This window comes from Mycobacterium sp. IDUB_19, assembly GCF_055419445.1.
Genome location: NZ_JBVAXR010000021.1, coordinates 1 through 13231 on the forward strand (window position 1 = coordinate 1; position 13231 = coordinate 13231).

At 63.8% G+C, this 13231-nt stretch carries 11 protein-coding genes and 1 pseudogene; 7 read left to right on the forward strand and 5 right to left on the reverse strand.

Going from position 1 to position 13231, the window contains the following annotated elements:
• A pseudogene (locus tag ACZY0B_RS17070) lies at positions 1–156 on the forward strand (IS481 family transposase); the annotation flags it as partial.
• Positions 157–373: 217 nt separating this feature from the next.
• Complete coding sequence (locus ACZY0B_RS17075; protein ID WP_463765327.1) at positions 374–1117, forward strand: ANTAR domain-containing protein; 744 nt, start codon at positions 374–376, stop codon at positions 1115–1117.
• A gap of 16 nt (positions 1118–1133) precedes the next feature.
• On the opposite strand, the gene ACZY0B_RS17080 is transcribed toward ACZY0B_RS17075, so the two are convergent.
• Both ACZY0B_RS17080 and ACZY0B_RS17085 read right to left on the reverse strand, forming a co-directional pair.
• Entirely contained in the window at positions 1134–2810 is a 1677-nt protein-coding gene (locus ACZY0B_RS17080) for a hypothetical protein (RefSeq protein WP_463765329.1), read from the reverse strand.
• Positions 2811–3123: 313 nt separating this feature from the next.
• On the reverse strand, positions 3124–4200 hold the full coding sequence (locus ACZY0B_RS17085) for a GGDEF domain-containing protein (RefSeq protein ID WP_463765330.1): 1077 nt from the start codon (positions 4198–4200) through the stop codon (positions 3124–3126).
• 500 nt (positions 4201–4700) lie between these two features.
• Here ACZY0B_RS17085 and ACZY0B_RS17090 point away from each other — a divergent pair, with 500 nt between their 5' ends.
• Positions 4701–4838 carry a hypothetical protein gene (locus ACZY0B_RS17090; protein WP_463765331.1) on the forward strand — a complete coding sequence of 46 codons (138 nt, stop codon included), beginning with the start codon at positions 4701–4703 and terminating at the stop codon, positions 4836–4838.
• A 91-nt stretch (positions 4839–4929) separates the two neighbouring features.
• Here ACZY0B_RS17090 and ACZY0B_RS17095 read toward each other — a convergent pair whose 3' ends face one another.
• Positions 4930–6411, reverse strand: coding sequence for a DUF4185 domain-containing protein (locus tag ACZY0B_RS17095; RefSeq protein ID WP_463765332.1), 1482 nt, complete (start codon positions 6409–6411; stop codon positions 4930–4932).
• Positions 6412–6996: 585 nt separating this feature from the next.
• On the opposite strand from ACZY0B_RS17095, the gene ACZY0B_RS17100 reads away from it, so the two are divergent.
• The 4 genes from ACZY0B_RS17100 (at position 6997) to ACZY0B_RS17115 (ending at position 11909) form a co-directional block, all read left to right on the forward strand.
• Positions 6997–8415: an MFS transporter gene (locus ACZY0B_RS17100; protein WP_463765415.1), complete on the forward strand. Its 1419-nt coding sequence runs from the start codon at positions 6997–6999 to the stop codon at positions 8413–8415.
• A 228-nt stretch (positions 8416–8643) separates the two neighbouring features.
• On the forward strand, positions 8644–9870 hold the full coding sequence (locus tag ACZY0B_RS17105; protein WP_463765333.1) for an acetyl-CoA acetyltransferase: 1227 nt from the start codon (positions 8644–8646) through the stop codon (positions 9868–9870).
• A 1-nt stretch (position 9871) separates the two neighbouring features.
• Positions 9872–11386 carry a carotenoid oxygenase family protein gene (locus ACZY0B_RS17110; protein ID WP_463765334.1) on the forward strand — a complete coding sequence of 505 codons (1515 nt, stop codon included), beginning with the start codon at positions 9872–9874 and terminating at the stop codon, positions 11384–11386.
• A 31-nt stretch (positions 11387–11417) separates the two neighbouring features.
• Positions 11418–11909, forward strand: coding sequence for a VOC family protein (locus ACZY0B_RS17115; RefSeq protein ID WP_463765335.1), 492 nt, complete (start codon positions 11418–11420; stop codon positions 11907–11909).
• A gap of 4 nt (positions 11910–11913) precedes the next feature.
• Here ACZY0B_RS17115 and ACZY0B_RS17120 read toward each other — a convergent pair whose 3' ends face one another.
• Entirely contained in the window at positions 11914–12348 is a 435-nt protein-coding gene (locus ACZY0B_RS17120; protein WP_463765336.1) for a hypothetical protein, read from the reverse strand.
• A 109-nt stretch (positions 12349–12457) separates the two neighbouring features.
• Positions 12458–13231, reverse strand: a complete 774-nt coding sequence (locus tag ACZY0B_RS17125) for a VOC family protein (RefSeq protein WP_463765337.1) — start codon at positions 13229–13231, stop codon at positions 12458–12460.

The window sequence follows — 13231 nt, forward strand, 5'->3', positions numbered from 1 at the left end:
GTCGGGCGCCACCATGCCGGGGCGCGCTGCGATGTCCACGTCGATGGCGATCTGCTGCGGTTTTTCATCGGCGACGAACTGGTCAAGACCGCCGCCAGAACCAGTCGCGGCGAGGTAAGAAACAAACGGGCTCTTCGCACCAGCGGACAGACCTAAGCGCTAACAAAGAGTGTCAAGGATCAACCGATACCAAAACGTCAACCATCAACCGACTCTGAACAGGGGCACCACCTGACCAGTACTTGTCGCCACCTCACTGCGCGTCACGAGTCGGTGACGCTCGGGCAATGAGCGATGCCGAACTGCTTTTGGGGATACAGTGAGGTCAGTGTGCCCGTAGCAGCGGTTATCGCATGCTCTGAAGGGCATAACCATGAATTTTGGTTTGCTGGAACCGTTGGCCAGGCTGGTGACGACAGCGGAGGCGATCGAGGGACTTCGAGACCTCTTCGCCGCCGAAGAGCCATTGGACGATATAGCCGCGCGGGTCGCGGCCACGGCAGCCGCCGCGATCCCGAATGCGGACGCCGTCAGCATCACCGTGCTGTCGCGTCTTGGTGCGCGTACTGCGGCGTCCACAGATGCGCGGGCGCTGGAACTCGATCGCCAGCAGTACGCATCAGGCCGGGGGCCGTGTCTGGAAGCCGCGTCGGAGCGCAGGCCGGTGCGCGCGGTAGTCGGCGCCGAACATGACCGGTGGCCCGAATTCGTTGAGGCCGCCCGGCGCGTCGGGATCCGCGCAAGTTTGTCGGTTCCGCTGCTGATGCTCGGCCTGAATGAGGAGAACGAGCTTGTCGGCTCGCTCAACATCTACAGCCACACCGCATCAGCATTCGATCCGTTCGACGCCGAACTCATGCGCCTGTACACCGTTGCCGCCGGTCAAGCGATCAGCAACGCCGGCCGCTGGCAGCACTCCCGAGAAACTGTCACCCACCTCGAGCAAGCACTCATCTCGCGTTCCGACATCGACATGGCCAAGGGAGCTCTGATCGCGGTGCACGGCTGCGAGCCAGACGAGGCGTTCGCCATACTGGTGCATGAATCCCAAAGGCGCAACATCAAAGTGCGCGACGTCGCCCTCGAATTGCTCGACCGATTGAAGGCGTCTTCGTAGGTACTGCATTCGTAATTCAGACCCCATCGGGCGGTGTGTCGAATGCTGCGATTGCATACCACCCGTCGCCGTCGCGTCCATCGCGCGCCAATTGCATGGGCGGATAGTTCACCACGTGCGACGCGTCCGGCTTGTGCTGCTCCCAGGACACCGATGCCCGCAGCGTGTAATGCCCGGGCGTCAGGCCCGCCAGGTCCATAGAAACCAGCTCGGTGATCGCTACCGGGACCGGTTTCATATCGGAGTTGTCGCCGGATTGCTCCTGCACCAGGCCTTTGAGTTTCACCGTTGACGGCAGGGTTCGAACCACCGCTCCTACAGAATCCTCCAGCCGGTAGCTGGGGACCCATTTCTCAATCGCGGCGGCGGAGCCCTGGTTGGTCCAAGCCAGCGACATCGAAGCCAGCTTGCCGTGTATCGATTTCGATCCCGGCGGCACTTCGACCGAATACCGATAGCCGGCGAACGCGTTGGCTTGTGCCCACAGCATGTACAAGTCGGGGTCCATCGAAACGGTTGAATCCACGTCCGGGAAGTTGTAGGACGACGTCATCGAGACGTGATACTTGATGATGTCGTGCAGGCCCTTTTCGTAATACGCTCGCAGATCGCTTCCCATCGGCAACTGGCACCACTCGGTGATCACTAGCGCCGAGGCCAGCCGAGCTTTCAGCTCGCTGACGAGCGGATCGTCGGCCTGCACGTAATGAGAGCCTCCCGACTCGGCCCACGCCGGCAACGGCGCCTGGACGCCGAGGCAATCCGCGCGGATGCCTACCGGCGCGGCCAATTTCGCCGTGACGCCGTCGGCGAGCAGTTCGCGCACAATCTCCGGGTTCAGCGCTGTCGTCACCAATTGCGTATGGGGAAAGGCATTTACGTTCGCCGCGACCAGCTGCCGAATAGCCCCAACGGTAATGCTCTGATCACGAAACTGGCTGTAATACCCCAGCTTTGCGACGCTTTCATCAGGTGCCGGACCCGGCGCGCCCAGCTTGTCACGCAAATACGCGACGTGGTTCTCGCTAAAATCCCCATAACCGGAGAACTCAAAAACACTCAACCGCTCGTCGCCGTCATAACGGTGGCCCAGAGCGGCAAGCAATTGCCCGAAAGCGTTCAGGTAACTGGGATCATTCCAATTCGGTACCACCTGCGTCACCCCGGGTGCATCGCTGTTCGGCGGTCCGGGATAGTTGGTGGCCGCTGAACGCATCCAGTCGGGAATCGCAATGTTGGTGCTGTTCGGAAAGACATTGTCGCAGCAGGAGTTGTAGGCGACCACACGAAGAGTCAACCGCACGTTTCGGCAAGCCAGTTTCGCCAGCGCGTCATCGATCACACTGAAGTCGAACTTGCGACCGTCAGGAGCGTCGGGGGGCAGCGCGCTCGGATCGGTGGGCTGCAGCTGTCGCCAAGACACACGCAAGCTGGCGTCATATGACGCGGGCCATGCGCCATAGCGTTGCTGCGCGGGATTGCACTGTGGGAAAAGTGGTTTCAAGAGATCTTCGTACTGGCCGCGCAGTGGATTAGGGATATCTTCAACGGCGCGGTTGGCCTCGTTGCCTGAAAGCGGTGCTCGCACATACGATTCGAGCGACGCCGTCGTAACGCCGGAAATGACAAAGGACGGACCAAGGATGCACGCGAACAGTCGATTCCGGAGCTGCGGCAGTTGTAGGGTATTCATTTGTCACACCCCCTCACTGCGAGGCATCCGTGACGTTGACCGCAAATCGAGTTCGAAACGCTGCCATCCTTGTGGACATCCGAGCACTTGGCGGAAGGGGGCGCAATGGACTTAAGTCCCACAAAGTCGCGACGTTCGGAGTGGATCGCACCGTGCGTCAGCCGCGAGTGGCGCGGATGACCGCCCGACTGGGATGACGCGCGTGGAATATCTGGCCGCGTGCCGGCTCCGCAGGGAAAATTGCCCGGCTCAATGCTTTCAGCGAGTCACGAGTCTCGTTGAGGCAGGTAGGAATCACCGACCACAAACCCCGCTAGCGCAGCGTACGCGGCATCAATTCCGGAGAGTGACACACCCGATTGCCCCCGGCGCGCTTGGCCTCATACATCGCGGCGTCGGCGGTGCTGATCAAATCGTCGATGACTTGCATGTCGGGTATCGCCGGAAGCTCTACCAGTGCGACGGCCGAAGTCCCGATGCTCGCGGTAATCGGGAAGGGAACATCGGCTAGCGCTTGGCGAAGGCCTTCGGTCATATTCGCGTGCTGCCGCGTGGTGGCGGTATCGACGACGACGAATTCCTCGCCGCCGATGCGAGCGATCACCGCCGCGGGCCGACAGTTCTGCTCGAGAGCCGAGCCGACGGCGACCAACGCCTGGTCACCGACGGCATGCCCGTGCGTGTCGTTGATCTGCTTGAAGTTATCGAGGTCGATCACCGCCATCACCAGATACGTGCCGGCCGGGCGGCCGTGCAGTGCCATCAGCTCGGACACTGCGTTGTAGAACGAACGCCGGTTGTGCAGGCCGGTAAGTGAATCGCGGTCAGTACTTCGAAGGTCGTTCCGCAACGTATGCATCAGGGACAGAATGCCAAACGGCACACCAACATTGAGCACGGCAACGGTAATCAGACCGGCGCTGATCAGGGCGCCGTCGCCGGTGTCCACGATGAATCGGTGCGCCAGGATCGCCGCGCAGGTCGCGGCCACCGCGAAGTTGGTGAGCACTAGACGAATCGAGTGGAAGTACGCGATGAAGCCACCGAGGACGGCGAAAACCGTGCATCCCATCAAACCGGTGTAGGGGTTGGACAAGCACAAGGACGCGACGCCAATGGCGGCCATTGCCGAAAACGCGAAGAGGATCGATTCTCGTCGCGTGGGCCAATGGATCAGCCACACCGTTGCGCCGACGAGCCCCAATGCTGATATCGCGAGCGATATCGCCCGCAAGGCCGGCTGGGTAGGCCCGGTAGGGCTGCCCAGCATGATCACCGGCAGCGCCGACTGTGCGGCGATAACAATGAAATTCGATCTTTGCCAAATGGTTTGCAGACCGCGGTTTTTCAAATATGCGCTGAGCAGGTCGTAGTGGTCGGATTGTTTCACCAACCACCTACCCGTCCGAGGCCGGTGGCGATTACCACCTGGCTAATTAAATACCACAAACATTCATGTCGCATATGTTCGGGTGCCACCAGCGGGAAAAGGGTGCTAGCAGAGTCAAACGCCGTCTTTCCCCGTCATGTATTTATCCCAACGGCTATCCGTTTGCCAGACCCGAAACCGTCGGACCTGGCGACAGCTCGAGTGATACGGCGGTCGCAGACGGTGAGCGGCGGACTCCTACTACGGTCGCAGATCAAGATCGAACCTGAGCACGATGCGCTCCGGCAACCAAAATTCGTAGCGTCGATTTATGACACGACACGAAGCGCGATCCGATGACTGACATCGGCGCTGTGTGGAGGCGCTCGGCGGCCGCCGAATGCGCATTGGTAAACGGCTGGCTATCGGGTCTCGTTCTCACCGCGGGTTCAGCCAAGGTCGGCGCCGGATCTCTTCCGTTGCCGCGCAACAATATTGGCCGCGTTATCGCGGATTGGTTTGTGAGCAGTGCCGAGGCGGTGCGCAGTGCGTTTTGGACCCAGGCACCGCGTCGCGAGCCCAAGCAGCACTACCACCACCCGCAGCGCGAGGCTTTCATCGAGGATGCGGCGATGTCTCGCGAGATGCACAGATTGTGACGACCGGCGTATTGCGCGCTGGTACAGCAGGTTTCGTGCTTAAAGACATCCGGCCGAGCACCGCATCATTGCCACGTCGTAACGGATGGGCCTACGGCAGCACCGTGTGCATCAGCATCACGTCGTAGGCAGACCACAGCGACAGGTTGAAGTACAGGTCCCGCCCCGACGACCAGGGATGGATCATCGGCGCGTAGATACCACCGGGCATCTGGAACGACGAGACGAGCGGCTGCTCCCCACTCCACGGCCCCTGCGGCGTCGGCGCGGTCCTCGCCACGACGTCGTTGCTGCCACCGTTGGTGTAGAGCACCAGATACTGCTTCAAGTAGCTGTTGTACTGGGCCGACATCTCGCCGACCGGGCCGGGCCAAAGTGGCGTCGCCGCGCCCGGGTTGGCCGGGACCCAGTGCCCGCCGTTGTCGCCGTTCCAGTATTGGTACTTGCTCAAATCCGGCAGCTGACCCGGGGGAACACGTGACAGGAACGCCGCACCACCACGTCCCGACGGCGTCCCGAAGTCGTAGATGTAGCCGTCGTTGCCTTTCATGAACGCACCCATTTGGAAGTTCTCATTGCCCGGGGTGAATCCGACGCCCGGCACGGTGTCCGCGCCGGCCGTACGGATGCTGCCGGGGAAGATCCCCCAGTTCTGGCCGTTGTCGTTGGACCTCGCGATGGCCGAATAGTTGGTCGACCATTCGCCGTCGTGTCCCCATTGCCGAATCGACATGTAGCTCATGTACTGCGTTCGGCCGAGCGACATGGCAGATGTCGGAATGATTCCCGTTTCATGGCTCGCCTTGTGAATGGTGTTGACGACCTGCTTGGAAAGGCCGTTTGTCCATACCGGGGAGCCGGAGAAGTCGTTGTTGGGCACACCGTCCGCGATGTGGATCCCCTGGGACAAATCATGGTCGTTACTGCGGAACAGCACGTTGTACCGCCATTGCTGGCCGCGGACCTTGCAATAGCCGAAGGTGTCACCGAAAGCCATCAGGGCCTGGCGGTTGGTGGGATCGCCGTTGTCCCAGATGATTCCGAGGTCGGTCCCGGAAATACCGAAACGTTGCAGCGTCTTGTTCGGGCCGTTCGGACCGGTCACCCAGTCGACCAACGACGTCGGCGCTCCCGCGATCTGGGCGGGAGGCGGCAGTGCCGCCTCGGGCGCCGGCTGCGGCGCCGGCTGCAGACCGGGGGCCGCATTCGGGCGCAATGGCGTGACATTCGGTGACTGGGGCAGCCCCGGCACGGGCGGGTTCGGCGCCGGCGGCGGCACCACACCCGCCTGCGGAACCATCGGAGCCGAGTACCGCTGGCCGGGAGCCGTCGGCTTGAGCAGCGAAGCGATCAGCGGACCCAACTTGGGCAGCGGCGCCTGGTCATTCGTGTGAGAAGGCCTTCGCCCGGTCGGCGGTTGGACGACCGGCTGAGGCGCGGGCATCGCCGGCTGTGCAGCAGGAGGTTCGACGTTGGCGTCGGGCGCACCACATGGCGTGGCGTTTGCTGATGGCGCGGGGCCTGCCGCCACGATGTAGGCGATGGCAGCCACCGGCACCAGCGCTAGCGACATGGTCCGAAGAATCCCCGACAAAGTCACACCTTTCCAGGAGCGAGACGCCACATTGACGTTCCCAGTTGGCGTATGTGACGATAGTGATCTAAGGGACTTATGTGACTAGCCGGCAGCTAATAGGTATCCATCCGTGACCGCGTCGCAACCCTGGATTCGAGCCATCCCCCCACAGATTTGCTAGCCGAGTTCGTCAGGCCCTCCCGAACGCCGGTAGAACCGTCACACCAGTCACCCGAAGGACCCGGGACGGGTTGTGCCCGCCGCACAGCGACAACTGTCAACGTCGTCACGCCCTTCTTCGCGTGTGCGTCCTGGGCGTTGAGTGTGCGCCCAGGGCGCCGACACGCCGGGTGGGGCCGCCGCACCCGCACACTCAACGCCGTGGCACGCGTGGAATCCCGCGCGCTGTCGCTCAGAGGCGGGCACAACGCCATACCCAAACCCGACGGCACACCACGGAACCCGCGACGCGGGTGGCCGCCAATGACAGTCTGCGTTGCCAGGTCAGGCCAGGTACGCTCCGATCCGCAGCACACCCGGACTCTCGGGTGGGCACTCCGCCAAGGAGGGCGAGCGGTGAGCATGGGTAACGGTTTGCAACCCAAACGATTCGGAACCGGTCGCGCTTACCTTCGGCGAGTGGTCGCCGCCTCCATGGCCGGCACCGTCGTCGAATGGTACGAATTCTTCCTCTACGGCACCGCTGCCACGCTGGTGTTCGGCAAAGTCTTCTTCGCCAAGGGGGGCAACGACCTCGACGCCATTTTCGCCGCCTTCGTGACCTACGCCGTCGGCTTCGCCGCCCGACCACTGGGCGGCATCGTCTTCGGTCAACTCGGGGATCGACACGGACGCAAGAAGTTGTTGCAACTGAGCCTGCTACTGGTCGGTGTCTCCACCTTCTTGATGGGTTGCCTGCCGACGTTCGCTCAGATCGGTTACTGGGCTCCGGCGCTGCTGGTGATGTTGCGGTTCGTCCAGGGCTTTGCCGTCGGCGGCGAATGGGGCGGCGCCGTTCTGCTTGTCGCCGAGCACAGCCCGAATGCCAGCCGCGGTTTCTGGGCGAGTTGGCCGCAGGCCGGCGTGCCGGGCGGGAACATGCTGGCCACCGCGGTGCTACTGGTGCTCACCTCGACTCTGTCGGATGCGGAGTTCCTCAGCTGGGGCTGGCGAGTGGCCTTCTGGTTGTCCGCGATCGTCGTTCTGATCGGCTACTACATCCGCACCAAGGTCACCGACGCCCCGATCTTCCTCGAAACACAGCGGCAAGCAGAGCATTCCGAAACAACTCGCGCCAGCGTCCTCGAGGTGTTAAAGCGTTACCCGCGAGGCGTTTTCACCGCGATGGGACTGCGCGTGGGCGAAAATATCATGTACTACCTGGTGGTCACCTTCTCCATCACCTATCTCAAGGTGCAGGTCCACGCCAACACCAAGGCGATCTTGTGGTGGCTATTGGTCGCGCATGCCGTGCACTTCGCGGTCATTCCGCTATTCGGGCAACTGAGTGACCGATTCGGTAGGCGCCCAGTCTATTTCGCGGGCGCTGTCGCTGCCGGCACCTGGGGATTCTTCGCCTTCCCGATGATGAACAGCGGCAGCAACGCGATCGTCATGTCCGCGGTCGTGATCGGTTTGGTGTTCCACGGCGTGATGTACGCGGTTCAGCCCTCGGCCATGGCCGAGATGTTCCCGACCCGGATGCGATATTCGGGGGTGTCGCTGGGCTATCAGGTCACGTCCATACTGGCCGGGTCACTGGCGCCGATCATCGCCGTGAAACTGCTCGAGATCTACAAATCGTCGGTGCCCATCGCCTGGTATTTGGCGGCCGCCGCGGCGGTGAGCGCCCTGGCCGCCGTGGCCGCCCGCGAGACGAAAGGCATCGATCTCGCCGACGTCGACCTTGCCGACTCCCGGCGTGCGGCCGGACCGTCGCACCCGGTTCCCCGGCCTCCGGATGAACCCGAACCGACCGAGCTCATCGGCGGCGCCGTCTAGTCGCAATGCGCCGCTGAGCAGGGAAGTCGTCGTTGGCACAGGTCAGAGCGGTGTCAGCGAATCTCGGGGCAAGTTGCCTTGCCATGTTTGCCTGCGCCCGGGGATGGTAATGCCCCAACAGGGTGGGGGCGTCGGCCGGCCAACGCGCCCATCTAGGTCCCGTCGGTTCAGCCCGAGAGCCGACGGGTCCGCTATTTTCGGGGGCATCCAGGAGTACCGTGCGCTGGTATGGATGGCTCGGCAAATGTATGGATTCTCGGCGGCTACCAGAGCGACTTCGCCCGCAACCTCACCAAGGAGAACCGCGACTTCGCGGCATTGACCGCCGAGGTCGTCGACGCCACACTCGCCGCTGCCAAGGTGGACGCCGCCGACATCGGAGTGGTCCACGTCGGGAATGCCTTCGGCGAGATGTTCGCCAGTCAGGGCCACCTTGGCGCCATGCCGGCGACGGTGTGCGACGGGCTCTGGGACACCCCGGCCTCCCGGCATGAGGCCGCGTGCGCGTCCGGCAGCATCGCCGCGCTGTCGGCGATCGCCGATCTGCGCTCGGACGCCTACGACACCGCGCTGGTGGTCGGCATCGAGCTGGAGAAGCCCGTGCCCGGCGACATCGCCGCCGTGTATCTGGGCGCCGCCGCCTGGACCGGACACGAGGGAGCCGGCGCACGGTACCTGTGGCCGTCGATGTTCGCCCAAGTCGCCGACGAGTACGACCGGCGCTACGGCTTGGACGACACCCATCTGCGAGCGATCGCACATCTCAACTTCACCAACGCACGCCGCAACCCCAACGCCCAGACCCGCGACTGGACCGTCCCCGACCCGATCACCGACGACGACGCGACCAACCCGATCACCGAAGGCCGGCTACGGCGATTCGACTGCAGCCAAATGACCGACGGCGGTGCGGGATTGGTCCTGGTGAACGACGGCTATCTCCGCGACCATCCCGATGCCCGCCCGATCGGCCGCATCGACGGCTGGGGGCATCGCACCGTAGGGCTGGGTCTGCAGCAGAAGCTGGACCGGTCCGCCGACGACCCCTACGTACTCCCACACGTGCGGTCCGCGGTGCTCGACGCGCTGCACCGCGCGCAGGTGACCCTCGACGGCATCGACGGGTTCGAGGTGCACGACTGCTTCACCCCCAGCGAGTACCTGGCGATCGACCACATCGGGCTGACCGGCCCGGGCGAATCGTGGAAGGCCATCGAAAACGGGGAGATCGAAATCGGCGGACGACTCCCGATCAACCCCAGCGGCGGGCTGATCGGCGGCGGACACCCGGTCGGCGCGTCCGGTGTGCGGATGCTCCTTGACGCGGCCAAACAAGTCAGCGGTGCCGCCGGCGACTATCAAGTCGAGGGTGCAAACACCTTCGGAACGTTGAACTTCGGCGGCAGCACCGCCACAACGGTCAGCTTCGTCGTCAGCACAACCAAAGGCGCGTGACATGGATGTCGAGATCGTCGGCAAGTTCCTGTCGACCCTGCCCGAAGACGACGACCACCCCTACCGCACCGGCCCGTGGCGGCCACAGACCACCGAATGGGACGCCAACGACCTCGTCGCGGTGGAAGGGGAAATCCCCAACGACCTCGACGGCATCTACCTGCGCAACACCGAGAACCCGCTGCATCCGGCGTTGAAGACCTATCACCCGTTCGACGGCGACGGCATGGTGCACGTTGTCGGCTTCCGCGACGGAAAAGCCTTCTACCGCAACAGATTTATCCGCACCGATGGCTTATTGGCCGAGAACGATGCCGGCGCGCCGCTGTGGCCGGGTCTGGCCGAACCGGTTCAGTTGGCCCAGCGCGAGCAAGGCTGGGGCGCGCGTACAAAGATGAAGGACGCCTCGAGCACTGACGTCATCGTGCACCGCGGCATCGCGCTGACCAGCTTCTACCAGTGCGGGGATCTGTACCGGATCGACCCGTACTCGGCCAACACGCTCGGCAAGGAAAGCTGGAACGGACACTTTCCTTTTCCCTGGGGCGTGTCCGCGCATCCGAAGGTCGACAACAAAACCGGGGAGCTGCTGTTCTTCAACTACAGCAAGCAGGACCCGTACATGCGCTACGGCGTCGTCGACGAAGGCAATGAGCTCGCCCACTACGTCGACATCCCGCTGCCGGGTCCGCGTCTCCCCCACGACATGGCGTTCACCGAAAACTACGCCATCCTCAACGATTTCCCGTTGTTCTGGGACCCGCGGCTGCTCGAACACGATGTGCACCTGCCGCGCTTCTACCCGGACATCCCGTCGCGTTTCGCGGTGATACCGCGCCGCGGCTCGACCGCGGACATCCGATGGTTCGAGGCGGACCCGACGTTCGTGCTGCACTTCACCAACGCCTACGAGGACGGCGACGAGATCGTGCTGGACGGCTTCTTCGAAGGCGATCCTCAGCCGCTCGACACCGGAGGAAACAAGTGGGAGAAGCTATTTCGCTTCCTCGCACTCGATCGCCTGCAAGCCCGGCTGCACCGGTGGCGCTTCAATCTGGTCACCGGCGCGGTGAAAGAGGAGCAGCTGTCGGACTCCATCACCGAGTTCGGGACCATCAACGCCGACTACGCGGGCGGCAGCTACCGCTACACCTACGCCGCCACCGGGAAGCCGGGCTGGTTCCTGTTCGACGGATTGGTCAAACACGATCTGCTCACCGGAGGCCAGGAAGGCATCTCGTTCGGCGACGGCGTCTACGGCAGTGAGACCGCGATGGCACCGCGCGTTGGTGCCGCCGGTGAAGACGACGGCTACCTGGTCACCCTCACCACCGACATGAACGCCGATGCGTCCTATTGCGTGGTGTTCGACGCCGCCCGGATCGCCGACGGGCCGGTGTGCAAACTGCAACTGCCGGAACGTATTTCCAGTGGCACCCATTCGACTTGGGCGCCCGGATCCCAGTTGCGACGCTGGGACAGTGCCGAGTCTGCGGCCGCCGCCGTGGGGCTCTGAACTCCGCGGCCCTGCGACACGTCACCACAAGATGGCACACAACAACCATCAGCCCCGTCGGACAACGCACTGGCCAATCCAGTTGGCGCCGATCGGCGCCATTCGCTTCGCCCGCCGGTCGTCGAACTTTGAAGAGACCGTGCGGTTTTACCGCGAGCTGGTCGGGCTGCCACTGTTCGAGACATTCGAGGCCAGCTATGGCAGCAGCGGCGCGATTTTCGGTCTGCCCAGCTGGAACCTGACGATGGAGATCGTTGAGGCCGCCGACGGCGACGTCGCGGTCGACCAGCACGAGCAACTGTGCCTGTACTTCCCGGACCAGCAGTCGCAGCAGGCCGCGATCGCGCGCCTGCAGCAGGAGGGACTCGAAGCGGTCCAGCAGCACCCGTACTGGGAGGCGACGGGCGCGGTCACCTATCGCGACCCCGACGGCCGCGAGGTCGTGTTCGCGCCCTTTGTGTTCGGCGTCAACGAGCCCGGCGATAGTTCCGTCTCAGGCAAACACGAGTTCCCATCTGTCTGAGGTCTCACCGGCTGGAGCGACCGGAGATGACGGCCGCGATCAGCGACACAACCGAACACACGACCGCTCCGATCGCGGCGACCCCGCCGAGATAGAGTCCGTACTCCGCGGACACCGGCGGGTTGACGTTGAGTTTGTAGTACCACGCCACGAGCGCCACGATGAGCAACGAAATGATCAGCGCGGCAATCGAAGCAAGCCTCACGGACAGGCCCCGGCCCACCATCGCCCCGGCCACCAACAGAGCCGAGGACAACAGCACGATGAGCTGGCCCGCGCCGAACCCGGGCGGAAGCTGCAGGCTGCCGTGCTTGCCCCCGATCGCGCTGGCCCAGCCGCCGCCACCGACCGACGTCGTCAGCCACGGCAACCAGGCACTTACCGAGACGACCAGGGCAAACAACGCCACCAGCCATCCGGGGCGCAGACGGCGGGTCATGGGTGCGACCTTAGTAGGGCGCCGAACCGGCCGCCGCTCGCCACGCGCAGCTTCTGCTGGGACGGCGGGAAGTGTTAGCCGATGACCGGCTACGCGGCGGGTGAGACGGTCACGCCTGTAGCGACGACAGGTTGAAGTTGACGCCCATCGGATCGGTCGCCGCGGCCAGCCGGCCATACGGTGTGTCCTCGGCTCCCCGCAGCACGGCTCCGCCGTTCTCGGTGATCACCCGCAGCGTTTTGTCGACATCCTCGGCGCCGAAGAAAGTGGTCCAATGCGACGGCACGCCGTCGGGCAGAAGTGCCGCACCGTCCATCACGCCGAGCAATTGCTGTTCACCGAACCATGCTGTGGTGTAACGGAATTCGTCGGTGTCACTGATGCTCTCGGTCCGCCAGCCCAGAACAGCGCGATAGAAGTCCAGCGCGGCGCGGTAATCGCGGCTGGTCAGCTGATGCCAGACCGGTGAGCCGGCCTCGCCGATCACCTCGAAACCGCGGTGCTCCAGCGGCTGCCATAAGCCGAAGAACGCTCCAGACGGGTCGGTGGCGACGCCCATATACCCCTTGGCGGGTACTTCCATGGGTTCCACACACACCACGCCCCCGGCGGCGGTCGCCGCGGCCACCGTCGCGTGGACATCGGCGGTGTGGAAGTACGTCGCCCAATTATCGGGAGACTGAAACTCCGGCTGGTTGGCCATCATGCCGGCCACGCGGTGGCCGTCCTTGGCGGCGTTGATGTATCCGCCGTACTCGGGTCCGGCGGACTCGAACGTCCAGCCGAAGACCGTGCCGTAGAAGTTCTGGGCGCGGTCGACGTCCGACGTCGTCAAATCGATCCAGCAGGGAGCGCCCAATGGGGCGCCGTCACGGATGGGCAC